The 26,019-nt window shown below is 58.9% G+C and carries 14 protein-coding genes; 10 read left to right on the forward strand and 4 right to left on the reverse strand.

The features are described 5' to 3' along the window. Positions 1-173 precede the first annotated feature (173 nt). Complete coding sequence (locus ACHZBS_RS13940; protein ID WP_319407122.1) at positions 174-2,081, forward strand: propionyl-CoA synthetase; 1,908 nt, start codon at positions 174-176, stop codon at positions 2,079-2,081. Positions 2,082-2,236: 155 nt separating this feature from the next. On the opposite strand, the gene ACHZBS_RS13945 is transcribed toward ACHZBS_RS13940, so the two are convergent. From ACHZBS_RS13945 to glnE, 3 genes are all read right to left on the reverse strand, one after another. Next, positions 2,237-3,889, reverse strand: coding sequence for a diguanylate cyclase (locus ACHZBS_RS13945; protein WP_319407123.1), 1,653 nt, complete (start codon positions 3,887-3,889; stop codon positions 2,237-2,239). 33 nt (positions 3,890-3,922) lie between these two features. Continuing rightward, positions 3,923-7,636, reverse strand: a complete 3,714-nt coding sequence (locus tag ACHZBS_RS13950) for a response regulator (protein WP_319407124.1) — start codon at positions 7,634-7,636, stop codon at positions 3,923-3,925. A 135-nt stretch (positions 7,637-7,771) separates the two neighbouring features. Beyond that, entirely contained in the window at positions 7,772-10,681 is a 2,910-nt protein-coding gene (gene glnE, locus ACHZBS_RS13955; RefSeq protein WP_319407125.1) for a bifunctional [glutamate--ammonia ligase]-adenylyl-L-tyrosine phosphorylase/[glutamate--ammonia-ligase] adenylyltransferase, read from the reverse strand. A 394-nt stretch (positions 10,682-11,075) separates the two neighbouring features. Here glnE and ACHZBS_RS13960 point away from each other — a divergent pair, with 394 nt between their 5' ends. The 8 genes from ACHZBS_RS13960 (at position 11,076) to ACHZBS_RS13995 (ending at position 24,111) form a co-directional block, all read left to right on the forward strand. Then, a complete protein-coding gene (locus tag ACHZBS_RS13960) occupies positions 11,076-12,206 on the forward strand; it encodes a glutamate synthase (protein WP_319407126.1) in 1,131 nt (376 codons plus the stop codon). Further along, positions 12,170-13,804: a glutamate synthase-related protein gene (locus ACHZBS_RS13965; RefSeq protein ID WP_319407127.1), complete on the forward strand. Its 1,635-nt coding sequence runs from the start codon at positions 12,170-12,172 to the stop codon at positions 13,802-13,804. Before ACHZBS_RS13960 ends, ACHZBS_RS13965 begins: the two co-directional genes overlap by 37 nt. A gap of 127 nt (positions 13,805-13,931) precedes the next feature. Beyond that, positions 13,932-16,265, forward strand: a complete 2,334-nt coding sequence (locus tag ACHZBS_RS13970; protein ID WP_319407128.1) for an FAD-dependent oxidoreductase — start codon at positions 13,932-13,934, stop codon at positions 16,263-16,265. A gap of 145 nt (positions 16,266-16,410) precedes the next feature. After that, positions 16,411-17,547 (forward strand): glutamine-hydrolyzing carbamoyl-phosphate synthase small subunit, encoded by a 1,137-nt coding sequence (gene carA / locus ACHZBS_RS13975; protein ID WP_319407129.1) that lies wholly within the window; start codon positions 16,411-16,413, stop codon positions 17,545-17,547. A gap of 54 nt (positions 17,548-17,601) precedes the next feature. Beyond that, positions 17,602-20,868 carry a carbamoyl-phosphate synthase large subunit gene (gene carB, locus ACHZBS_RS13980; protein WP_319407130.1) on the forward strand — a complete coding sequence of 1,089 codons (3,267 nt, stop codon included), beginning with the start codon at positions 17,602-17,604 and terminating at the stop codon, positions 20,866-20,868. Positions 20,869-20,920: 52 nt separating this feature from the next. Continuing rightward, on the forward strand, positions 20,921-22,360 hold the full coding sequence (gene purF, locus ACHZBS_RS13985; RefSeq protein ID WP_319407131.1) for an amidophosphoribosyltransferase: 1,440 nt from the start codon (positions 20,921-20,923) through the stop codon (positions 22,358-22,360). A gap of 164 nt (positions 22,361-22,524) precedes the next feature. Next, positions 22,525-23,091 carry a cyclic nucleotide-binding domain-containing protein gene (locus ACHZBS_RS13990; RefSeq protein ID WP_319407132.1) on the forward strand — a complete coding sequence of 189 codons (567 nt, stop codon included), beginning with the start codon at positions 22,525-22,527 and terminating at the stop codon, positions 23,089-23,091. A 15-nt stretch (positions 23,092-23,106) separates the two neighbouring features. Beyond that, entirely contained in the window at positions 23,107-24,111 is a 1,005-nt protein-coding gene (locus ACHZBS_RS13995; RefSeq protein WP_319407133.1) for a radical SAM protein, read from the forward strand. A gap of 144 nt (positions 24,112-24,255) precedes the next feature. Here the strand turns inward: ACHZBS_RS13995 and ACHZBS_RS14000 are convergent, their stop codons facing one another. Beyond that, complete coding sequence (locus ACHZBS_RS14000) at positions 24,256-24,768, reverse strand: hypothetical protein (RefSeq protein WP_319407134.1); 513 nt, start codon at positions 24,766-24,768, stop codon at positions 24,256-24,258. Positions 24,769-24,897: 129 nt separating this feature from the next. Between ACHZBS_RS14000 and ACHZBS_RS14005 the strand changes: the two genes are divergently transcribed. After that, positions 24,898-25,932 carry a DUF933 domain-containing protein gene (locus tag ACHZBS_RS14005; RefSeq protein WP_319407135.1) on the forward strand — a complete coding sequence of 345 codons (1,035 nt, stop codon included), beginning with the start codon at positions 24,898-24,900 and terminating at the stop codon, positions 25,930-25,932. The last annotated feature ends 87 nt before the right edge of the window (positions 25,933-26,019 follow it).

Consider the following 26,019-nt stretch of genomic DNA (forward strand, 5'->3'; position numbering starts at 1 on the left):
TTCCTTGACGATTTTGTCTGTTCCCACCGAGGCGGCTGCCGGACGATCACAGTCGGTTATCCCCGAAACCACGATATCCAGGAAGACCTCGGAATATATGGAACCGGAATATCGCAGTCACCATGCAACGATGTTTCCCTTTCATTTTTTAACCAACGGCAAAAGGAGGCCACATGACCAATCCCTACCAAGCTGCATTTGAACAGTCGATCAACGATCCGGACGGATTCTGGGCGAAGGCGGCGGAAGACTGCCACTGGTACAAGCGCTGGGACAAGGTGCTGGATGACAGCAACAAGCCCTTTTACCGCTGGTTCACCGGCGGGCAGATCAACACCTGCTACAATGCGCTGGACTATCACATCGAGCAGGGCCGGGGGGACCAGCTGGCGCTGATCTACGACAGTCCGGTCACCGACACGATCCGGAAATACACCTACCGTCAGCTTCGGGACGAAGTGGCCGGTTTTGCCGGTGTGCTCAAGGCGCAGGGTGTCGAAAAGGGAGACCGGGTATTGATCTATATGCCCATGATCGCGGAAGCGGCCATGGCGATGCTGGCGTGTGCGCGCATCGGTGCGGTGCACTCGGTGGTATTCGGGGGTTTTGCGGCCAAGGAACTGGCCACGCGGATCAACGATGCCAAGCCCAAGGTGATCGTGACGGCGTCGTGCGGGATTGAAGTGAAAAAGGTGATTGCGTACAAGCCGCTGCTGGACAAGGCCATCGACATGAGCGCGAGCAAGCCGAAAAAGTGTATCATCTTTCAGCGGCCCATGGAGAAAGCGGCGATGATCGCGGGCCGGGATGTGGACTGGGTGGAGGCGATGGGTTCGGCAAAGCCGGCCGACTGCGTGCCGGTGGCGGCGACGGACCCGCTGTACATTCTGTACACGTCGGGCACCACGGGCCAGCCCAAGGGCGTGGTGCGGGACAACGGCGGCCATGTGGTCGCGCTCAAGTGGACCATGAAGAATATCTACAATGTGGACGCCGGAGATGTCTACTGGGCGGCTTCGGACGTGGGCTGGGTGGTGGGCCACAGCTACATCGTCTACGCCCCGCTGTTCAAGGGCTGCACCACGATCCTGTTCGAGGGCAAGCCGGTGGGCACGCCGGACGCCGGTGTGTTCTGGCGGGTGATATCCGAGCACAAGGTCAAGGCCATGTTCACCGCCCCCACGGCATTTCGGGCGATCAAGCGTGAGGATCCCAAGGCCGAGTTGATGAAGAAGTACGACCTGTCCAACTTCAAGGCGCTGTATCTGGCCGGAGAGCGCCTCGACCCCAATACCCTGCACTGGGCCGAGGACGCCCTGAAGGTGCCGGTGGTGGACCACTGGTGGCAGACGGAGACGGGCTGGGCCATCTGCGCCAACTGCCTGGGCCTGCACGCGTTCCCGGTCAAGGAGGGATCGCCCACCAAGCCGGCGCCGGGTTGGAATCTGCAGGTGGTGGATGCCAACAACAAGCAGGTGGCTCCAGGCGAGATCGGTGCCCTGGTGGTGAAGCTGCCGCTGCCCCCGGGCGCGCTGCCGACATTGTGGCAGAACGACGACCGCTACGTGGAGTCCTACCTGGAAGAGTTTCCCGGCTACTACAAGACGGCCGATGCGGGCTTCATCGATGCGGACGGCTACGCCTACATCATGAGCCGGACCGACGACATCATCAACGTGGCCGGTCACCGGCTATCCACGGGGGCCATGGAAGAGGTGCTTTCGGACCATCCGGACGTGGCCGAGTGTGCGGTGCTGGGGGTGGATGACGACCTCAAGGGCCAGGTGCCGGTGGGCTTTGTGGTGCTCAAGGCCGGCGTATCCAAGGCCGAAGGCGAGATCGTCAAGGAGGTGATCCAGATGGTGCGCGACCGGATCGGCCCGGTGGCGGCCTTCAAGACGGCCACGGTGGTCAAGCGACTGCCCAAGACCCGCTCGGGCAAGATCCTGCGGGGCACGATCCAGAAGATCGCCGACAACAAGGCATACAATGTGCCGGCCACCATCGACGACCCGACCATCCTGGGCGAAATGGAGGAAGCCCTCAAGGGCATCGGCTACGCCGGGGCCAGAAAGTCCTAACGGCCAACCGGACCCGAAAAATTGAACCAAGATGTACAAAAAACGCCGGGTGCTTCTGCCAAAGAAGGCCCGGCGTTTTCCTTTGTTTCAGGGTGAGTTGCCATATATGGTGGACTCCGATATGTAACGTTCGCAAATGTTTTTCGACCGGATAGCTAAATGGCGACGACCTTATTTCTCCCCCGGTTTTTGGCCTGGTACAATGCCTTGTCAGCCAAGTCTACCAGATGGCTGCCGGTGATAAAACCATCGGTGGGCAGAACCGCAACACCGACGCTGGTGGTGATGTGAAGGCTCAGATCTTCATAGGTGAATCGGTGCTCGTTCACCCGTTCCCGAAACCGTTCGCACAGGGTCCGGGCCTCGTCCATCGACGTGTCGGGAAGAATCACCGCGAACTCCTCGCCGCCGTAGCGACACCCCACATCATATTTACGGATACTGTCATCCAGCAGTTGCCCGAACTCCTGTAGCACCCGATCTCCGCACAGATGGCCGTGAGTGTCATTGACCCGCTTGAAATGGTCCAGGTCGATCATGCAAAGGGCCAGAACGTGACCGTAGCGCTGCGCCCCTGAGACCTCCCGTTCCAGCGCCTCACGAAAATGGCGCCGGTTGTACATGCCGGTGAGTTCATCGCGCACGGACATCTCTGCCAGTTTCTCCTGGGCCATGCGCATTTCCCGCTTCAAACCGGCCTTTTCCAGGGCATTGGAAATGATGCGCAGCAGGGCCTTGCCGCTTACCTTGGCCTTGGGCAGGTAGTCGTAGGCGCCGGCCTGGATGATCCGGGAGGCGATAAGTTCGTCTCCCTGGCCGGTAATGACCACCACCGGCGTCTCCACCCCTTTGCGGTTGATGGCTTCAAGAAATTCCAGGCCCGTGCCGTCGGGGAGCAGATAATCCAGAAAAACGAGATCGAAGTGCCCCTTTTCGAGGCGATTGAACGCATCTTGGATGGATTTCACCCGGGTCAGCGCAATCTCATGGTGATTCCGAAGGATCTGCTCGACGTTGGTGAAATCCTCATCTTTGTCTTCAATGGCGAGGATAGAGACATGCTGGTCCAGATTGAGGATGGTTTTCCCGCCGGCGTAGGTTTTGGGTTCGTCGTGGCGAAGGGTCTGGATCTTTTTGACCGTGTCGGAAATCCGATTGGCGGCCTCGGTGATTTTACTCACCCGGCCGGCCAGGTGGGCCGGGATGTTGCCATCCATTTCCATCAGTTGAACGTTTCCCATCAGAATCATCAACGGTTGGTTCAGTTCATGGGCCGTGGCGCCGGCCATCTGAAGCAGAACTTTCAGGCGCTCCTCCTCGATCACCGATTTCTGCTGCTCCTGGATCTGCCGGTTGACGGCTTCCAGCTCCGCGACCGCAGCGCTCAACTCCCCATTGCGCTGTTGAAGAATTTTGCGCTGCCGAAACAGTTCGACGAAGACATTGACCTTGCTTCTGAGGATAAGCGGGTCCAGCGGTTTGAACAGGTAATCCACCGCTCCTTTTTCATAGCCGGCAAAGACATGGGTTTCCTCTTTGCTGATGGCCGTGAGGAAAATGATGGGGATATGGCGTGTTTTCTCGCTGCCGCGCATGAGCTCGGCCACTTCGAAGCCGTCCATGCCCGGCATCTGAACATCCAGGAGTATCAGGGCGAAGGTGTGCTCCAGAACCAGCCCCAGGGCCTCGTTGCCGGATGTGGCGGTGACGATGGACAGTTCCGGCCGCTCGAGGACGGCTTCGATGGCCAAGAGATTCTCAGGCCTGTCGTCCACTACCAGGATTTTTATCTTTTCCTCTGTCGGCATGGGTTGCGTCCTGTGGGTTCGCTGAATGAAAGGCTACCTGCCGAACGGTCCCGGGACGGCCAGCTGCGGGTCCATCCAGATTTTTAACATGGATGTCAGTTTGTCCAGGTTGACCGGTTTGGCGAGGTAGTCGTCGGCCCCTGCTTCGATGCACCTGGCCCGATCTCCCTGCATGGCTTTGGCCGTCAGGGCGATAATGGGAATCGTCCGATAGCGGTTCCGGTTTCGAATCTCCCGTATGGCCTGGTAGCCGTCCACTTCCGATATCATGACATCCATAAGAACAAGATCAATGTCCGGAAAGCCGTCCAGTTTGTCAAGACTTTCCTTGCCGGACTTTCCGGCGAGCACTTCTGCCCCCTGGTCCTCCAGAACATTGGAAACGGCAAATACCGTTCGCATGTCGTCATCCACGAGGAGTACTTTGCGCCCCTTCAAACCCGACCGGGGGTTATCCATGGCCATCAACCGATCGCGATGGGCCTTTTCCAGTGCGTCGGCAGGCAGGTGGAGGCTCAAAACCAGTCCCTGCAACAGTTGATCCGGTGTGTCGGCCACGTTGATATTCACCGCCTGCGCATATGGGCTGATTTCCGACCGGGAAAGGGCCTTCAGGGGGCCTCCAGGGTATAGGTAAATCGGCATCGGATCATGTTGCAGGCCGGTTAGAAGGCTGCGCTGTTCGGTAAAAGGGGTGGCCGGATGCATGATCACGGCATTTACGGTGTTTGCTTCCAGGACCGTCTTCGCCTCGGCGGCGGTGGCCGCCGTCATGATGCGGAACGTCTTTCCGCCGACAGCGTCGTTGACCTGCGCAATGGCGTCCGAATCCGGGGCGACCACGAGAACCGTTCGATCGTCGATCGACTGCAGATGGTCGATCAGGCGAAACGCTGACTCCAGATGGCGGGCGGTGATCGGTTCGATCACATGGCCTGCTGCTCCATGAACCGCCGCCGCGAAATCATCGGCGAGGGGGGACAGGGTAAAAACCGGTATGTGCCGGCTTCTGGGATTGGCTTTGAACGGCTGAATCATCTCCCAGCCGTCCACGCCAGGAAGGTTCAGGTTGGCGAAAATGGCAGTGGGGAGATAGTAATCGGCAAAGTGAAGTCCGGTCCGGTACTGCTCGGCCACCAGCACCTTGTACCCCATCCGGTAGGCATAATCCTTGATGGGTTCAGTAGAGACGGCGTTGGCGTCAATGATGAGAATGCATGGGTCCCCGGGTGTCAGCCGATGCCGATCATCCGGAACGGGTTCCATACCCTGGGGAGCCCCCCCGTCCTTTTCCGGCGGAGGCGGTTCGGCCGTTTCCATAGATGCAGCCTTGAAAAGGCTGGCCTGAATCGCTGCGGGCTCCTTATCCGGCAGGGGGATAATGGGAAGGTGAAGGGTAAACCGACTGCCTTTTCCCTCTTCGCTTTCTATCGTTATCTCACCGCCCAGCAGGCGAGCCAGCTCCCGCGAAATGGAAAGGCCTAACCCCGTGCCGCCATATTTGCGCCGGGTCGACCCGTCAACCTGCTGGAAGGCATCAAACACCATCTGATGTTTGGCCGCCGGGATCCCGATTCCCGTATCCATGACACTGATGGCCAGACAGCCGTTGTCATGGCTTTCGCCGGCGCCGCGGCAGATGACCAGCTCCCGGGATACCGTGATCTCGAGGCGGATGCTTCCTCTGGCAGTGAACTTGAAAGCATTGGAGAGAAAATTCTTGACGATCTGTTCGATGCGCTTGCGGTCGGTGATCAGTCGTTCCGGTACATCCGGTGCCACATGGCTGGTAAACGTGACCCCGCTTTGCTCGGCCAGGGGAGCAAAACTTCCCTGCATGGCATCGGCAATGGATTGAACCTGCACCGCCTGAAGTTCGACCTCCATTTTTCCCGATTCCACCTTGGCTAGGTCCAGAATTTCGTTGATCAGGTTGAGCAAGTCTTCTCCGGCCGAATGGATCGTCCGGGCAAACTCGGACTGCCTGTCGGTCAAGGTTTTCTCCCTGTTTTCCAGAAGGAGCCGGGAGAGCAGCAGAATACTGTTGAGCGGCGTTCGGAGTTCATGGGACATGTTAGCCATGAACTCCGTTTTGTAACGGCTGGATATCTCAAGCTGCCGTGCTTTTTCTGCCAGCTCCCGGTGCGCTTTTTCCAGCTCGGTGTTTTGTTTCTCCATATCCAGTTTCTGCTTTTCCAGGATGGCCATGTGGGCTTCAAGATCGGCAGCGTTCTTTACCATCTGTGCGTTGGCGGCCTTCAGTTCCATCTGTTTGAGCTGCAGCTTTTCCTCGGATGCCAGAAAGGCCAGATGCTTGGACTTCAGTTCCCGGGTGCTGGTCTCCAGCGACGCTTCGCGGATCTTCAATTGCTGATCCTGCCGCCGGGTTTTTTCCAGCAGGGCCTCTTCCTGCCGCCGGGTTGATGCAGAATTGACGGCCACGGCAATGACCGGCGCCGCTGATTCCAGGAACCGACTGTCAAAACGATTGAATCCGTTTGTTTTTTCAAGCTCCAGAACCCCTTTGACGGTTTGCCGCAGCATCAGCGGAACAACGATCAGATTGGCCCGCTCAGCGGTGGGAAGGGACGTCACCACCCCGCTGAGCACCTCCTTTTGGAAAAAGGCCGTGGTCTTTTCCAGAGCGGCCTGGCCCACCTGCCCGTCTCCCGGGTACAAGACCTGTTGACACTCACTATCGGGATGGCCGGGGAATCGGCTGGCGCATTTCAGCCTCCCGTCGGCAGCCATGATAAAAAAATCAGCCTGACACAGACCGAGAAATCCGGAAAGGAATTCGAGCGTGCTGAGGCACAGTTCCCCGAGTTCCTGCTGGCCGGCGATTAACCGGTGCAGGCGGGTCAGGCCGGACATGAACCGTGACTGGGAATCGTTTTCGGCGTTGGTCGCTCTGAGGTGCTCAATCATGCTGCCAAATGCCACTGCCAGTTCGCCGATCTCATGGTTGGCGGTTACATGAACACCTTGGTCAAGTCGATCTTCCGACACCATCAACATGTTTCGGGAAATATCGCGGACCGGCACAACGATGGTTCGCGCCAAGGCCATAGAGACAACCAACACCCCCATGCCGGTCAGGATTACGAGGGTGACGATTATCGCCCGGAGCGAATTGAGGGTGTCGAACGCTTTCGCCGTATCCATTTCCACAATCAGGGCACATGGGCTATCGCCTATTTGAACCTCTGCGTAGGTGCCGATTACCTGCCGGCCATACGGTCCTGCATAGGTAAAAGGCTCAGGCAGGGGCGCCGTGGAATGGTCGCCCGTCTGGTTTTCCCGCCACAATCGTGTTTGCGCGGTGTCTACCGTGCTGCCGCTGTCGAGAGGCGGTTTCCCGATCGTGCCGGCCAGCAGCGTCAGGTCAGAATCCACCAGATAAATCCGGAAGCCGGTCCCTTTTTCCATGGGGGCCTCCAGCACCTGGCCGGCGGCGTTGAGCAAAGTCCCTGCATGGGGTTCATGGCCCTGCCTGTCGGCGTCAGCCAGGTAGTTGTCGACAAAGCGCTGCAGCTGGCTGCTTTTCAGCTCGGCGGCGATGCGGATGTGCTGGCGGGTTTCCTGCTCCAGGCGGTGGTAAGCGGTTTGGTAGCCGATGAATCCCACGACAGCCATGGGTATCATGGAAAGGCCAAAAAAACAGAGAAGCAGCGTCCGGCCCAGGCCCCGGCGAAACACCATCTCCAGGTCGAAAGGAAACTGCCTGTCAGGGGACTGGTCTACCATGTTAAAGGCCTTTCATTAAACCGCTCAATCGCGTCGTTGCGCCGCTGTCGGTGGAAATTTGGGTATTACCATCGCCAGGTGCTATCGACCGGCTGCCGGTAAAGTTGAGTGAATTTGTAAGCGGGCATACGGCGTTCAGCTTAACGTTTGCTGCCAGAAACGCTTCACCAGAGTCCTCAGGTGGTCGAACCGATGACAATCGACCAGGGCGGATCGCTCCTGCAAATTGAGCCGGTGAACCACGGACCTGAAAATCAGGTAGGCCTGCCGGAGCCGGTAGGCGGTTACGCCGTCAACGACACCGGTTTCGGCCAGTGCCTGCAGCAGGCGAACATTGTCAGTCCAGCGGGTGATTTCGGGATGGTCGGCTGCGTATTGCAATACCAGGTATTGGACCAGGAACTCGATATCCACCATCGCACCGATGTCCTCCTTGACATCGAACTGGTCTGCGGGAGCCGAAAGTCGGCTTTCGCGCATGCGTTCCCGCATTTCCCTTACGGATGCCTTCAGTGTTTCCGGTTCCCGGCGCAGGCAGAGCACCTGACGCCGGATGGTGGAAAACGCATCTTTCAGCACGGCATCGCCGGTGATGGGACGGGCCCGGATCAGGGCCTGGTGTTCCCAGGTCCAGGCATCTTCCATTTGGTAGGTTTTGAATCCTTTCACATGGCTGACCAGCAAGCCCGAAGTGCCGTTAGGCCGCAGTCGCATATCGGTCTCATAAAGGGTGCCGGCAGCCGTGTGAGCTGAAAGCATATGAACCACCCGTTGACCCAGCCGGGCAAAAAAGTGGGCGTTGTCGATGGGTCGCCTGCCACCGACGGTTTCACCGGTGTCGGCCGCATGGAGAAAGACCAGATCCAGGTCCGATCCATATCCCAGCTCGATCCCACCCAGTTTGCCGTAGCCGATGACGGCAAAACCCCTTTCGCAGGTTTGCCCCTCAAGGGTACATGACGGACGGCCGTGTTTTTCTACCAGATGGTTCCAGGAGATCTCCACCACCTTGTCAATAATCGCCTCGGCAATCCAGGTCAGATGATCGCTGACCTTCATCAACGGCAGCACGCTGGTGATATCCGACGCCGCCACCCTCAGGGTGTTGATCTGTCGGAAGATACACAAGGCTTCGATCTGGTACTCCGGATCGTCATCGGTCACCCTGGCCAGCTGACGGGTTATGCCGGCTTCCAAGGCCTCGGGGCCGGGTGGGGTATATAGCGTCCGCGAATCCAGCAGTTCGTCCAGTACCACCGGGTGGCGGCTCAAGAAGGCGGCGATCCAGGGGCTCGCGCCGACCAGCCGGATCAGATGGGTCAGGGCGGAGGGGTATTCGATGAGCAGAGACAGATAGCTGATCCGCTGCTGAATGCTCTTGAGAAGCTGCAAAACCCGATCCAGAACGGTCTCGGGGTCGTCACATCTGCCGGCTGCCTTCAATACCCGCGGAATCAGCCGGCCCAGACGACGTTTTCCCGCACTGCTCAAGGATCGGGTGGCCGGTTCGGATTTAAAGGCTTCCAGAAGGGCGGCGGCGGCATCTCCATCTTGAAACCCGGTTCTTTCAAGGAGTCGCTGGCGTTCAGCGGTTGTCATGGAAAAGGACCACGCATCGGCCAGATCCTCTGCCTCCGGACTGCCACTGCCGTCGGCGGTGGTTTTGACCTCGGGTTCCAGCAGGCCGTCGAAATGCGACCGCACCCGTTCGCGATGGCCATCGAGGACCGTCCGGTAGTCATCCCATGTGTCGAATTCCATGGATCGGGCCAGCTGCAGACAGGCGAGGGGATCCGATGGAAGCGCGTGGGTCTGCTGGTCGTTGGCTTCTTGGAGCCGGTGTTCGGTTTTTCTTAAAAAGCGATACGCATCGGTGAGTTCCCGACAAACCGGTTGTGGAACAAATCCTTCCTTGCCCAGTATGTCCAGAATGGTCTGGATGGCCGGCTGCTGGAGCGTCGGAAGGACACCTCCCCGGATCAACTGGAACATCTGCCCGAAAAACTCGATTTCCCGAATTCCGCCGCTGCCCAGCTTGATGTTGTCGTGAAGTTTCTTTCTCCGGACCTCGGCAGTGATCTTCTGCTTCATCTCCCGCAGCGATTCAAACACGCCGAAATCCAAATATCGACGATAGACGAATGGCCGCAGGCGACGGAGCAGCCGCCGTCCTGCATCCCGGTCTCCGGCTACCACGTCGGCCTTGATCAGTGCGTAGCGCTCCCATTCGCGGCCCTGGGACTGGTAATAGTCTTCCATGTGGTCGAAATTCATGACCAGGGGGCCGCCGTCGCCGTACGGCCGCAGCCGCGTATCCACGCGAAAAACAAATCCGTCGGCGGTGTTTTCAGCGATGGCCTGGATCAGGTGCCGGCACAGCCGGGTAAAAAAGGTCTCGTTGGAAAGGGGGCGTTGGCCGCCACGGGTTTCACCGCTGGCAGGGAAAGTGAAAATCAGGTCCACGTCGGAGGAAAAATTGAGTTCACCGGCACCCAGCTTTCCCATGCCGATTACCACCAGTCGCTGGCAGTTGCCGGCGTCGTCCTCGGGAACGCCGTCGGTCGCACACATACGGTCAAACAGCAGACCCAGGGCACCATCAGTAGCCGCTGCAGCCAGGGAGGAAAGATCGGCCATGGTGTCGTCCAGATCGCAGATGCCGGCCAGGTCCCGCACGGCGATGCGCACCATTTCCTGGCGACGGAACCTGCGCAGGGCGGTTTTCAGCGGTGCCAGCAGGTCGTCCGGAGAGGTATCCGGATCTGCAGCTATCACCGACCGGAGCAGGGGCGCCAGGCGGCGGGCCATGCGGCCGTCAGCGTAAGGGCTAAACAGAACGTTGCTGTTAATCAGATCCACGGCCATGCGCGGGTGACGTATGCAGCTGGCGGAAACGAATTCACTGAAGCCAAAGGCTGTTTCCAGTGCCTTGGCACCGGTCGAGATGGGGGAAAAGGTCATGCCGGTGTTCCGGGCTTCGCGACAGAAAGTGGTCCATCGTTCCTGTCGATGTTGGTCCAGGAATTCGGTCGGAGCGCCAGTCATGGTAATGGAGCTTTCGTTTTCAGGGTATTAATGCCGTCTCGTCAGTTGCCGATGCCGGCCGAAAAACGCTGCTAAATGGGTTGCAGCAGGCATAATCCAACAATATCAGATTTCCCAAAAATTGCCAAGATCAGTATTTTTTCGATAGGTTACGACTATATCTGGACAACGGTCCATTATTTTACAATATTGTCATTCAAGGCAAAATTATATTGCAGTTATGTAAAAACTTGCTCTATAAATTGATGTGGCCAAATCGCCAGGCTACAATACAATTGGATTTCAGTGAGTTCTATATTATGGTATACAACTTGCTTTTTTGTTCCATTCCGGTCCGTCATTGACAGGTCAATGACGGACCTTTTACCACGGCAGCCAAAGGAGTGTATCAACCATGTGCCGACTGTTTGCCATGACCAGTGAGACCCCCGTCTCTCCCATGATTGCCCTGGAAGCCATGGACGTCATGCGGGAAGGCCACGACGGATCCGGTGTCGGTCTATTTCTGCGGGACCTCGGTGGACCCTTCGAGGAGATCAAGGACGCGCCTATCCTGTCCGGCATCTTCAGTGAAGCAGGATTGCGGCGGCTGGACGCCTTCATGATGGATATCGGGTTCATGACCAAATACAAGATCACCATCAAGGTACCCAAAACCCCGCCCCCCGGTGTTCCCAAGCGGGACATTTACCTGATCCGGGCCTACGAGTATCCAGAGGAGTGGGATGACTATCCCAAAGAAGCCCTCTACGAGAAGCTGCTGGAGATTCGCCTCCGACTGCGGGTCATGGGTGAGGAGAAGCATGACATGATCGTTTTCTCCTTCTGGCCGGACGTGATCATGCTCAAGGAAATCGGCGATCCTCTGCAGGTGGCCCACTACCTGAAGCTGGACCGCAAGGAGCTGCAGGCCCGGGTCATCATGGCCCAGGGACGGCAGAACACCAACTACGCCATCAACCTGTATGCCTGCCACCCGTTTTTCATCCAGGGCTATGCCTCCATGACCAACGGGGAATGCACGGCATTCACTCCCGTCCGGGAGTTTCTGCTGTCCCGCAACTTTCCCGGTTACTCGGGCTACCAGAGCGACTCGGAGGTCTTCACCCATATCCTGCACTACTCCCAAACCCGGCTGGGTCTTGGTATTTCGGCATACAAGCATATCATTACTCCGCTGCAGGATGCCGCAATTGCGGACCATCCCAACAAAGACCTTCTTAAACAGCTCAAGCATTCGTGCCGTCGCCTGATTATCGACGGGCCCAACTGTGTCATTGGATGTTTGCCGGACCACAGTCTCTTCATGGTCCAGGACCGTAAGAAACTGCGCCCCGGGGTAGTGGGCGGACGACCCGGACGCTACGCCTTCTCTTCTGAAATCTGCGGTCTGGACTTTGCGGTTCCCGATCGAGACAAGAGCAAAGACTTTCAACCCATGCATCTGGACACGGTCATTGTCGGGCCGGAGCGCCAGGAGGTTTCCATATGCAGCCAAACGCAGCCATTACCCCTTCTACATTAAGCGTGAAAGATCTGCCCTGGCAGATCCTCTGGCACAAGGACAAGTGCACCCTGTGTGGCCGTTGTACGGCCGTATGCCCGGTGAATGCCATCGAACTGGGTGTGTTCCGCAAGCGGCAAATCAAGGTCTCCCTGGAGCCCCAGGGCAACCCCTCCAGCAATTTCGATGTTTACCATGGCATCCGCCAGAAGACCGATCCGGCCTATGCCTGTGTGGGTTGCGCGACCTGCAGTCTGGTGTGCCCCAACGACGCCATTTTCCCCATGCGGTCCGATGAAGCGGACAAGCTCCGGTTCCACATCAACCGCGGCGGTCAGCCCCGCAGCCGCGGCGGCCGGCGCAACGTACCCGGGGGCATCTTGGACCAGATCAAGTTCATCCGCATTTCCATGCTAACAGACCCCGCCTTGGATGCCGGACGGCATGAATTCGAACTGCGGACGTTGTTGGGCCGTGTTCTGCCGCCGGAGCAGAGTCTGAAGTTCTTGAATGAAAACGGGTGGATTCCGCCGGTTCGGGAGATCTATCCCCTGATCATCGGTGGAATGAGCTTCGGCGCCCTTTCTCCCAACATGTGGGAGGGGCTGCAGATGGGGGTGGCATATCTCAACGAGGAATTAGGCATGCCGGTGCGCATGTGCACCGGCGAAGGCGGCTGCCCGCCGCGCCTGTTGCGAAGCCCCTTTCTGAAATACGTGATTCTGCAGATCGCCAGCGGTTATTTCGGGTGGGATGAAATCATTCACGCCATTCCCGAGATGGTGGAAGATCCCTGCGCCATCGAGATCAAGTACGGCCAGGGGGCCAAACCCGGCGACGGGGGCCTGCTCATGTGGCATAAAGTCAACAAATTAATTGCCGCTATCCGCGGGGTTCCGCCGGGAGTCAGCCTGCCCAGCCCGCCCACCCACCAGACCCAATACTCCATCGAGGAGTCGGTGGCCAAGATGATCCAGTCCATGTACATGGCCTGGGGCTTCAGGGTGCCGGTATATCCAAAAATTTCAGCCACCTCAACGGCTATGGCGGTTCTCAACAACCTCACCCGCAACCCCTATGCCGGTGGCTTGGCCATCGACGGAGAGGACGGGGGCACCGGAGCCGCCTACAACGTCTCCATGGACCACATGGGTCACCCCATCGCCACCAACATCCGGGACGGCTATCTGAACCTGGTGAAGGTGGGCATGCAGAACGAGATCCCCCTGTTCGCGGGCGGCGGCGTGGGCAAAGGCGGGAACCTGGCTGCCAACGCCGCCGCCCTGATCATGCTGGGAGCCAGCGGCGTCCAGACCGGAAAATACATCATGCAGGCGGCGGCCGGCTGCCTGGGTTCGGAGACGGACCGCTGCAACATCTGTAACATCGGCCGCTGCCCCCGCGGCATCACCTCCCAGGACCCGCGCCTCTACCGTCGCCTGGATGTGGAAAAGGTGGCCGAGCGGGTGGTGGATCTTTTCCTGGCTTTCGATACGGAACTGAAAAAAATTGTGGCCCCTCTGGGCCGGTCCACGGCGCTGCCCATCGGCATGTCGGACGCCCTGGGCATCAGCGATTACTATGCCGCCCAGCGGCTCAGCATCAAGTATGTGGTGTAAACAGGGTGGCAGGCTGTAGTGGTTTAGGCTGAAGAAAAAACCGGCAGCAAAGTTAATTGTTACCACAGCCTACAGCCTATGGGTTAACAACCTAAGCACCTTTTTGCATTGACCCGGAGAATATGTGATGACGGAAAACAGACAACCTTTGAATATAATGGGAAAGTGTGACGGAGAACGCCTGGCCTCACGGGTTGTAGAAGAACGGATTCAACAGGCCGTGGAAGCGGGCCATCGTCAGTTGATCGTTCATGCCTTTGGTCAGCACGGCATCGGCGGTCGCATCTGGAAAACCAATGGTGAGCCGGTGCATATAACGATCGACGGTCATGCAGGCCAGCGCCTGGGATCCATGGGTTATCCGGGCACCTTCATCGATGTGCTGGGACCGGCATCGGACGACGTGGGCTGGCTCAATGCCGGTGCGACGATCACGGTTCATGGCCACGCCTCCAACGGGGTGGCCAACGGCATGGCCCAGGGAAAGGTGTACATTGCCGGCAATATCGGCGCCCGGGGCATGACGATGACCAAGTACAACCCCCGCTTCGAACCGCCCCAGCTCTGGGTGCTGGGTTCCGCCGGGGACTATTTTGCCGAATTCATGGCCGGCGGTGTCGCCGTGATCTGCGGTCACGCCCCCCAGAATCTGGAAAATGTCCTGGGTTACCGCCCCATGGTGGGCATGGTGGGGGGGCGGGTGCTGTTTCGCGGCGCCCATCAGGGCTTCAGCCAGGCCGATGCCAAGATGGTTCCCATCGATGAGGACACCTGGGCATGGCTGACCGACGGGCTTGAAACGTTTCTGACGGCCATCGACCGGTTGGAACTGCTGGAGACCCTGACGGTCCGCGACGAATGGCAGCTCGTCGCCGCCCGGTCGCCTCAGGAAAAAAAGGGCGTCGAACGGCGTTCCATGGCCGATTTCAGGAAAACCGTCTGGGATGAAAAACTGGGCAAAGGCGGTATCGTCGGCGATCTCACCGACCTTGACCGCAGCGCCATCCCGTTGATTACCCACGGCGATCTGCGGCGCTTCGTCCCGGTATGGGAAAACCGTAAATTCAAGGCCCCCTGTGAAGCCACCTGCCCGTCGGGGATCCCGGTTCAGGAACGCTGGCGGCTGGTGCGTGAGGGACGGGTGGATGAGGCTGTGGACCTGGCCCTGGCCTTCACCCCCTTTCCTGCCTCCGTGTGCGGTTACTTGTGCCCCCATCCCTGCATGACCGCCTGTACCAAAGGATCGGCCTTCATGACGCCGGTAGATGTGTCTCAACTGGGCCGGGCCAGCATCAATGCCAGACTGCCGGAGCTGCCGCCTCTTTCCGGCAAGCGTATCGCCGTGGTCGGTGGCGGGCCTGCCGGTATTTCCACGGCCTGGCAACTGCGGCGCATGGGCCATGAGGCGGTGGTGTTCGACAACGCGCCCACCCTGGGAGGCAAGATCGCGTCGGTGATTCCCAGCAGCCGAATTCCCGCCGATGTGGTGGAGAAGGAACTGGCACGGGCCGCTGAGGCGATTCCCCACGTTCATCTCCAGCAGCGGCTGAACCGGTCCGATACCGCCCAACTGATCGCCGATTATGATTTCGTGATCATTGCCGCCGGCGCCCAGAAGCCGAGGACGCTGCCTGTCCCGGGCAAGGAACGATTAATCACGGCCATGGACTTTCTGTCCGAAGCCAAAAAAAACCGGGTCAAACCGGGCAATCGGGTGGCAATCATCGGTGCGGGCAACGTGGGCTGCGACGTAGCCACCGAGGCGGCCCGACTGGGCGCCGCTCAGATCACCCTGCTGGACGTCCAGGAGCCGGCCAGTTTCGGCAAGGAGCGTGAAGACGCCGAGGCGGCGGGCGCCGTTTTCCGTTGGCCGGTTTTCACCCGCCGGATTACCGACAAGGGCGTGGAACTGGAAACCGGAGAACTAATCCCCGCCGACACGGTGGTCGTATCCATCGGCGACGCTCCGGATCTGGAGTTTCTGCCCGACGATGTGGCTACCGCACGCGGTTTCGTGGCGGTCAATGAGGATTACCAGACTTCCAACCCCAAAGTTTACGCCATCGGCGACGCGGTGCGGCCCGGCCTGCTTACCGACGCCATCGGCGCCGGCAGGCGGGCGGCTGAAACCATCTCGGAAATTCTGGCCGGTAAGCGGCCCGGCGCGGATCGGAAGATGGTTATCGACCTCAACCGCATTTCCCTGGAATACCTGGACCCCCGGATTATTCAGTATGAGGATATCGACCAGTGCGGTTCCCAGTGTTCCTCCTGCGGCACCTGCCGGGATTGCGGTATCTGCGTGGCCATGTGCCCGGAGGCGGCCATCAGCCGGAAGGCCTTGGAGGGTGCCGACTTCGAATATGTGGTCAACCCGGACCGCTGCATCGGTTGCGGGTTTTGCGCCGGTGCATGTCCCTGCGGCATCTGGGACCTGGTGGAAAATACCCCAATGGGCTGATGCCGTTTCCCAACCCGCTGACAAAAGAGGCAGGCCCGTGTGCCTGCCTTTTTTAGGGGGTTGATTTGCCGGTCAGATGTGGTAATTGACCACAGAACTTTATAGGTGCGCGGCAAACCAGAACCGTGCAGCAAGACGGATACCAATGGAAGCACGATTGACACTCGAAGACGGCCGCACCTTTGCCTGCCGGTCCTTTACCGGTTCGGGAGAAGCCTGCGGTGAGCTGGTGTTCAACACCAGCATGACCGGCTACCAGGAGGTGCTTACCGACCCGTCCTACAGTGGCCAGATGGTCACCATGACCTATCCGCTGGTGGGCAACTACGGCGTCAACGACGAAGATGTGGAGTCCGCCAAGATCCAGGTGGCCGCTTTTCTGGTCAAGGAGTATCAGCCGTTTCCCAGCAACTTCAGATCTACCCGGTCCCTTGCCGACTACCTGGCCGGTCAAGACGTGCTGGGTGTCGAAGGACTGGATACCCGGGCACTGACCCGCCACATCCGAAACGGCGGCGCCATGCGCGCCGTCATCTCCACCACGGATCTGGATCCCGAATCCCTGAAACGGCGGGCCAATGCCATTCCCCGCATGGAGGGCATGGACCTTGCCCGGGACGTCACCACCGCCAGGCCTTACCGCTGGAACGGCGGCAAGCCCGAATCGCTGGCGGATGAGTTGAAGCTGGATGCCGGTATATGGCGGCACCGGGGGGATCGTCCCTCGGTGGTGGCCATTGATTTCGGCCTCAAGTACAACATTGCCCGCTGTCTGGAACGCGTGGGGTGCGAAGTCGTTATCGTGCCGGCGGCAACCGATGCCTCGGCCATTATGGACATGGCGCCCGACGGCCTCTTTCTCTCCAATGGTCCCGGCGATCCGGAGCCGGTCGTCTACGGTGTCCGGACCGTTAAAGAGCTGCTGGGTCGGCTGCCTATCTTCGGCATCTGTCTGGGCAACCAGATCCTGGGCCTGGCTCTGGGCGGGCGTACCTACAAATTGAAATTCGGACACCGTGGCGCCAACCAGCCCGTCAAGAATCTGGTTACCGGCAAGGTGGAGATCACCTCCCAGAATCACGGATTCGCCGTGGATATGGATAGCCTGGGTGCAGATGCCGTCGAAGTCACCCATATCAATCTCAACGACAACACCGTGGAGGGTATCCGGCACCGCCGGTTGCCGGCCTTTTCAGTCCAATACCATCCGGAGGCATCTCCGGGGCCCCACGATGCGGCCTACCTGTTCGATCAGTTCAGGGCCATGATGAAAACCGCCTGAAAAAGGTAGACGGATACGTAACCAACCCAACTTCTGGATTCTACCCTGATATAAATGCCCAAACGCACGGACATCCATAAAATCCTTATTATCGGCGCCGGCCCCATCATCATCGGCCAGGCTTGCGAATTCGACTACTCCGGCACCCAGGCGTGCAAGGCCCTCAAAGAAGAAGGCTACGAGGTGGTGCTGGTGAATTCTAATCCGGCCACCATCATGACCGACCCTGAAACGGCGGATCGCACATACATCGAACCGGTTACCCCCGAAGCCGTGGCCAAGATCATCGAAAAGGAACGTCCCGACGCCCTGCTGCCCACCCTGGGCGGACAGACCGGGTTGAACACCGCCGTTGAAGTGGCCCGACAGGGAACGTTGGAAAAATTCGGCGTGGAACTGATCGGTGCCTCGCTGGATGCCATCGAAAAGGCCGAATCCCGGGACCGCTTCCGTGAGGCCATGCATCGTATCGGCCTTCGCATTCCCCACAGCGGTATCGCCAACTCCATGGAAGAGGCCCGCGTCATTGCCGAAGAGATCGGTTTTCCGCTGATCATCCGGCCCAGCTATACCTTGGGCGGTACCGGCGGAGGGGTAGCTTACAACCCCGAGGACCTGGAAAACATTGCCAAATCGGGCCTGGACGCCAGTCTCACCCATCAGGTGATGCTGGAAGAATCGGTGCTGGGGTGGAAGGAATACGAGCTGGAAGTGATGCGGGACCACGCCGACAATGTGGTTATCATCTGCTCCATCGAGAACCTGGACCCCATGGGGGTGCACACCGGCGATTCCATCACCGTTGCCCCGGCCCAGACCCTTACGGACCGGGAGTATCAGACGATGCGGGATGCCTCCCTGGCCATCATGCGTGAGATCGGCGTGGATACCGGCGGCTCCAATGTCCAGTTTGCCGTCAATCCGCAAAACGGGGACATGATCGTCGTGGAGATGAACCCCCGGGTGTCGCGGAGCAGCGCGCTGGCCTCCAAGGCCACGGGTTTTCCCATCGCCAAGATTGCCGCCAAGCTGGCCGTCGGCTACACCCTGGACGAAATTCCCAATGATATTACCGGCGAAACCCTGGCTTCCTTCGAGCCCACCCTGGATTACTGCGTGGTTAAAATTCCCCGGTGGACGTTTGAAAAATTTCCGGAAACCCAGGACCTGCTGACTACCGCCATGAAGTCGGTGGGTGAAACCATGGCCATCGGCCGGACCTTCAAAGAGGCTTTTCAAAAGGGCCTGCGGTCCCTGGAAATCGGCCGCTTCGGTTTCGGTGCCGACGGCAGGGACCGCCCGGAGGCGGATGGCGCGCCACCCAGCCTGGACGAGATCGAACAGAAGCTGGTCATTCCCAACTCCCAGCGGCTATTTTACTTGCGTCATGCCCTTCAAGCGGGCATGTCCATCGAGACGATTTACCAGATGACCGCCATCGATCCCTGGTTTCTTTACCAGCTGGAGCAGATCTTCCGCATGGAGCTGGATTTGATTCAGGCCGTGAAGACGGCCGGCCGGCCTGGGAACCCGGCAGATGACCGCCTGTCCACCCTCACCGGCGACCAGTTGACCCGCGCCAAAGCTTTCGGCTTTTCCGACTTTCAGATCGCCCATCTCACCGGCAGCACGGAAAAAGTGATGGAACGGAGACGCAAGGACCTGGGTATCCGGCCGGTATATAAGCTCGTGGATACCTGCGCGGCTGAATTCCGAGCCGCCACCCCCTACTACTATTCCACCTATGAAACCGAATGCGAGGCCCGGGTGTCCGACCGCAAGAAAGTGATGATCCTGGGCGGCGGCCCCAACCGCATCGGCCAGGGCATCGAGTTCGACTACTGCTGCGTGCATGCCTCTTTTGCCCTGCGGGAAATGGGTGTGGAGAGCATCATGGTCAACAGCAATCCGGAAACGGTGAGCACGGACTACGATACATCGGACAAGCTCTACTTCGAGCCGCTGACCCGCGAGGATGTGCTGCACATCGTGGAGAAGGAAAAGCCTGACGGCGTCATCGTCCAGTTCGGCGGCCAGACCCCGCTGAATCTCTCCACCCCGCTGCACGCAGAGGGCGTCCCCATCTTGGGCACCCAGCCGGAAAGCATCGACCGGGCCGAAGACCGGGAGCTGTTCCAGGCCATGCTCAAAAAGCTGAGCCTTATGCAGCCGGCCAACGGAACGGCCCTGTCCATCCCCGAGGCCCTGACGATCGCCGACGCCATTGGCTATCCGGTGATTGTCCGCCCCTCCTTCGTCCTCGGCGGCCGGGCCATGAAAATCGTCTACGATCCCAAAGACATGGAGAATTTTACCCGTCTGGCCATTCTGGCCTCCCCGGATCATCCGGTGCTCATCGACAAATTTCTGGAAGCGGCCATGGAAGTGGATGTGGACGCCATTTGTGACGGTACCGCCACTATCATCGGCGGCATCATGGAACACATCGAGGCGGCCGGGGTCCACAGCGGGGACTCCGCCTGCGTGCTGCCCCCCTACAGTATCGGCAGTGACATGATGGCTCAGATCACCACCGCCACCAAGGCCATGGCCGCCGAGCTGAAGGTGGTGGGGCTGATGAACGTCCAGTACGCCGTCAAAGACAACCAGCTTTATGTGATCGAGGTCAACCCCCGGGCTTCCCGAACCATACCCTTCGTCAGCAAGGCCACCGGTGTTCCCCTGGCCAAGCTGGCCACAAAAGTCATGCTGGGGAAAACTTTGGCCGAACTGGGGCTCACCCGGGAGGTGGTTCCCCGCCACATGTCGGTCAAGGAGGCGGTGCTTCCCTTCGACCGGTTTCCGGATGTGGACACCCTGCTGGGGCCGGAGATGAAATCCACCGGGGAGGTGATGGGCATCGGGACCGATTTCGGCCTGGCCTATGCCAAGGCTCAGTTGGGAGCTGGTCAGCGCCTGCCCCTGTCCGGAACGGTTTTCATCAGTGTGGGCGATGAAGACAAGGCGGACGTCCTGCCCGTGGCCAAGCAATTTGCCGACATGGAATTCGATATTCTGGCCACCGACGGTACATGGTCCCATCTTTCTGCCAACGGCATTCCGGCTGAACGGATCAACAAAGTATCCCAGGGCCAACCCCATGCCGCCGACGCCATTAAAAATGGCCGGATACAGCTGATCATCAACACCGGCACCGGTGACGAACCCCGCCGGGACGGCTATACCATTCGTCGTTCGGCCCTCAAGTTCAAGGTGCCCTACGCCACCACCACCGCCGGAGCGCTGGCGGTGTGCCGGGCGGTCTCTGCATTGAGAGAAAAATCTTTTGAAGTGAAGGCCATTCAGGATTACCATGGGTAGCGGGCCACACCGGCCCCCCTGTTCAACCTCCAGCCCTGCAAGGCAAAAGACCATGAAACCATCACCGACCATAAGCCGGGAATTTATTGGCGATGACAAACCCCGCGAAGCCTGCGGCCTTTTCGGGGCGTTCAACCACCCGGATGCCTCAAAAATGTGTTATTTCGGACTCTACGCCCTCCAGCACCGCGGACAGGAGAGCGCCGGCATTGCCGTCGCCGATGCTGGCGCCATCGACGAGTACAAGGGGATGGGGCTGGTTCCCGACGTCTTCGATATGGACATTCTGGATGAGCTGAACGGCTCCAGCGCCATCGGCCACGTGCGCTATTCCACCACCGGCAGCTCGGTGGTGGCCAACGCCCAGCCTCTCGTGGCGCGACACCGCCAGCGGGCCTATGCCGTGGCCCACAACGGCAACCTGGTCAATGCCCACCATTTGAAAGCGGAACTGGAAGATACCGGCTCCATTTTCCAGACCACCATGGACAGCGAGGTGTTTCTGCACCTATTCGTGCGCAATCTCAATCTGGGCTTCGAGGAGGCGCTGAAAGCATCGGTGGCCCGGCTGAAAGGGGCCTTTTCCATGGTGGTGCTCACCAGCCGGGGAGAACTCATCGGCATCAAAGACCCCCATGGCTTCCGTCCCCTGTGCCTGGGAAAACTCAATGGCACGTGGGTGCTGGCATCGGAAACCTGCGCCCTGGATCTGGTTCAGGCGGAATTTGTCCGCGAACTGGATCCGGGTGAGATTGTTATCATCAACAGCGAGGGGGTCAAAAGCATCCACACCAAAACCCCCAAGCGCCGGTCGTTCTGTATTTTCGAGTTCATCTACTTCGCCCGACCGGACAGCACCTTTTTCGGCCACAACGTCTACCTCACGAGAAAAGCCCACGGCCGACGGCTGGCCGAAGAGTCTCCGGTGGAAGCGGACCTGGTCATGCCCTTTCCCGATTCGGGGACGTATTCGGCCCTGGGGTATTCGGAAGCCTCGGGCATCCCCTTCGAGGCCGGCATGATCCGCAATCACTACGTGGGACGAACTTTTATCCAGCCCACCCAGAGCATGCGGGATTTTGGGGTCCGGGTAAAACTCAATCCCATCAAAGAACTGCTCAAAGGCAAGGACATTATTATCATCGAAGATTCGATTATCCGGGGCACAACGGTAAAGACGCGCGTCAAGGCCCTTCGGGAATTGGGGGTCAAACGGGTCCATCTGCGGGTAAGCGGACCGGCCCATCGGTTTCCCTGCCATTACGGCATCGATTTTTCCACCAAGGGGGAACTGATCGCCGCCAGAATGACCGTCGAGGAGCTCCGCGACCACCTGGGCCTGGACTCCCTGTACTATCTCAGCCTGGAAGGGCTGCTCTCCTCCACCGGCATCGACAACCCGGAGAACCAATTCTGCAAAGCCTGCTTCGACGGGTGCTACCCGGTCCAGTTCGATGAAAATCTGTCCAAGCACTGCATGGAAATGAAATAAAGGTTTTTATCCGGTAAAAAACATAACCGTCATTTGAGATCTGGATATTGACAGGCGGTCTCTGTTAAATAGATGATGACCATGAAGCTTGCCTTTCTTGCACCGTCACATTAGAATACATTGCTTCGGACCATCAACGATTCATTATCGCCTAGGGGGATTTCATGATCGAGTCCAAATACCTGAAGGAAAATATCGAGAATATCCAGCGGCTCATGTCCATCTCGGCGCTGAAGCATTTTGAAACCCGCAATCTGGGCAAGCTGCTTCGCCTCAGCAAGATCCGCCAATACGAAGACGGTGAGACCATAATCCAGGAAGGCGACATGGATCCCTGGCTCTACTTTCTGCTGTCCGGCAAAATCAGAATCACCAAAGAAGGCGAAGAGATCAGCACCATCAGTAAAAAAGGTGAAATTTTCGGAGAAATGCGCATCATCGACGACCAGACGCGCAGCGCCACGGTGCTGTCCGATGGGAATACCATCTGCCTGGCCGTGGACACCTCGGCCGGCAACCGGCTCTCCACTTCCGAGCAAAAGGACGAGCGTTTGGATTTTTTGCTTCTGCTCTACCGTATTTTCGCCGAATATATGACCTATCGCCTGCGTCTCACCAACGAAGAACTGATCCGGGCCAAAAAAGAGGTGCGGCGCCTGGGCGGCGCAGCCAGTCCAAACGTGGATGCGGACGACGATGCGGACCTGGAAAATTTCATGAAATCGATGTAGGGCGGGCATGACCCTATGCGAAAAACCGTTTCATTCACCCGTCGGTCGGCCAACATCTTTTTCCATCTCCTTACCCGCTGCAATCTTCGTTGCCGCCATTGCTACATCAACCCCGATCAGCACGGCCGGAATACGCTTGACATCGATACCATCGACCGGTGGCTGACCCTTTTTGCCCATCGGCATCCATCGCCCAACGTGATTTTTTTGGGCGGCGAACCCACCCTGCACCCGGATCTGCCCACTGCCGTGAAACAGTCCCGACGGCTGGGCTACGCATCGGTGACCATCGACACCAACGGCTACCTTTTTCACGACATCCTGAACCGGGTGACGCCCGACGAAGTGGATTACTTCAGCTTCAGCCTGGACGGTCCCGACCCGTCGGTCAACGACCCCCTGCGCGGCGACGGCAGTTACAGGCAGTGCACCCAGGGCATTGCGGCAGCCAAGACGCGTGGTTTTGCCGTCAGCCTCATCTATACGGTGAGCCGGGCCAACATCGACCATCTGCAGCGGATGCCTCCCCTGCTGGCGGAACTGGGTGTGGACCGCTTCTTCATCCAGGTCATCGGGGTGCGGGGGCAGTGGGCTGGCGATGCCCAGCAGGTGGAGACCCTTTCCCAGGTGGACCGGGACACTTGGCTGGCGGTGATTCCGCCGGTGGCCGAAGCCGCCGCCCGCCGGGGCATCACCGTTACCTTCCCCAAGGTGTTCCTGGATCCGGACGAGCCATTTGAATGCGCGGGGCTGGTGGCGGACAACTACTTCATTTTCCCCAACGGCCGGGTCTATCGGTGCCCGCTGTGCGAGGATTACCCGCTGCACAGCCTGGAAATCCGCGACGACCGCCTGGTGGAGAGCGCCAAAGTCAACGAGTCGGATCTGTTTCCCCTGCTCATCCCCGAGGGATGCGTCATGAACCACATCATTCAGCCGCGCAACCTCCCCCCTGCCGCGGGCGGCAAGCAGCCTTATAAAATTGCCTGCTGTATGCTCAAGGAAGAGATTACCCCATAGTTGCAGAAGCCGGAGGACTCCAGATCCTGTGTTGCCAAGGGCGCGCAGTAGAATTACTATGGCTTTTCCCTTGGCGCCTTGACTCTGAAGCCCTTCGGCTTCTGCAACGGCGTCGATTACGCCAATGAATCGGTGCCTCCCGGTTCAGGTCACTGCCCGGATAAATGACCTTTCCATCTTTTGCCGCAATCCTTTAATTTGCCTGAGGGTTTCCTGGATGGTCTGCAATTCCGCCGGCTCTTTTCGCAGGCGTTGGGTCTGAGCCGGGCACAGGTACCAGGTGCAGACAAAGGGGCGCCGGATCCGTTCCAGCCGGCAGCCGGCAGGGCCTCCGTAACGGCAGTGGTCTTCCTGCCGGCCCAGCAGCTGCCGATCGGGCACCGGGATGCCGGCCAGGTGGCAGAAGAGAAGGTCCTTGAAATCGGCCCATATCCACGCCCGCTGGCAGCAGATGTCCGTGCAATCGGGACAGGACGTCCGGCACAAGCGGTCCATGTGGGGAAAGGTCAATTCAAGAAGGCACTTGATCTGGTGGGCCTGCCGGCGGGATTCCGCGATTACCGACCGGTTTTGCCGCACAGTGGTCGCCAGGGAGGCATTGGCCTCCTGCCAGAGGGCACGCGTATTCCAGGGAACCGATGAACGATGGTAATCCATTGCCGATTCATATCCTTTTTACAATGGTTTTTCAAATCGCCGGCCTTTTTTGTTTGCCTTGACGGATGTACCCGGATATGAGAAGGCCAAACCGATTTGCTAATTGAATGAAACCGCAGGAGCAAGCAAATGAGACTCGGCATCATCGGCCTCCCCCAGTCGGGCAAAACGACTGTTTTCGAAGCCTTGACCCGCAGCGTCGCCGCCGACGGCAACCGCCAGGAAAGTCGTATCGGCACGATCACCGTCCCGGACAAGCGGGTGGAGATTCTCAGCGACATGTACCATCCCCGCAAAACCATATTTACCCAGGTGGAGTATTTTCTGCCCGGTAAAGGGGATCACGGCGGAGCCGCCAAGAAGGATCAGAGCATATGGACCCAGGTGAGGGATTGCGACGCCCTGATACACGCGGTGCGCCATTTCAGCGGCTACGGCTTCGGTGCGCCCACGCCCAGGGAAGATATGGCCGCCATCGATCAGGAATTGATTATATCCGATTTGGTCGTGGTCGAAAAGCGCTTGGAACGCCTGGCCCTGGACGAGCGCAGGGGTAAAAAACCCAGCCCCGAGGAGGTCGCCCTGCTGGAGCGCTGCAAGGAACATCTGGACAACGAAACACCCCTTCGCCGGTTTCCCGATATCGTCACGGCCAAACTGCTGCGCGGATTCGCCTTTCTCTCCGCCAAACCCATGCTGATCCTCTTCAACAACGAGGATGAGGATGATGCCCTGCCCGATGCCGCATCACTGCCCGACGGGGAGGAATGCATGGTGATCCGGGCCAAGCTGGAGCAGGAACTGGCCCAGATGTCCGACGAGGATGCACAGGAGTTTCTGACCGAGTTCAACATCACCGCGTCGGCCACGGACCGGGTCATTCAGCGTTCCTACGACCTGATGGGCCTGATCTCATTTTTTACCGTGGGGGAAGACGAAGTGCGGGCCTGGACCATCGGCCGGGATACCGAGGCCGTGGATGCGGCCGAGGTGATTCACTCGGACATCAAAAAAGGATTCATCCGGGCCGAGGTGCTGGCTTACGACGACCTCATGGTGGCAGGGACTTATGCCGAGGCCCGTAAAAAAGGCACGGTGCGGTTGGAGGGCAAGACCTACAACGTTTGCGACGGCGATATCATCAACTTCCGCTTCAATGTCTGACCCTGATTTTGAGGATATGCTTGCAATTCAGGTTGTTTTCGTGTTCATTAAGATCCGTTCATTCTGGCCATATCGGCTCAATGGGGA

Source organism: uncultured Desulfosarcina sp. (assembly GCF_963664155.2).
In the GTDB taxonomy this organism is placed as follows: Bacteria; Desulfobacterota; Desulfobacteria; order Desulfobacterales; family Desulfosarcinaceae; genus Desulfosarcina.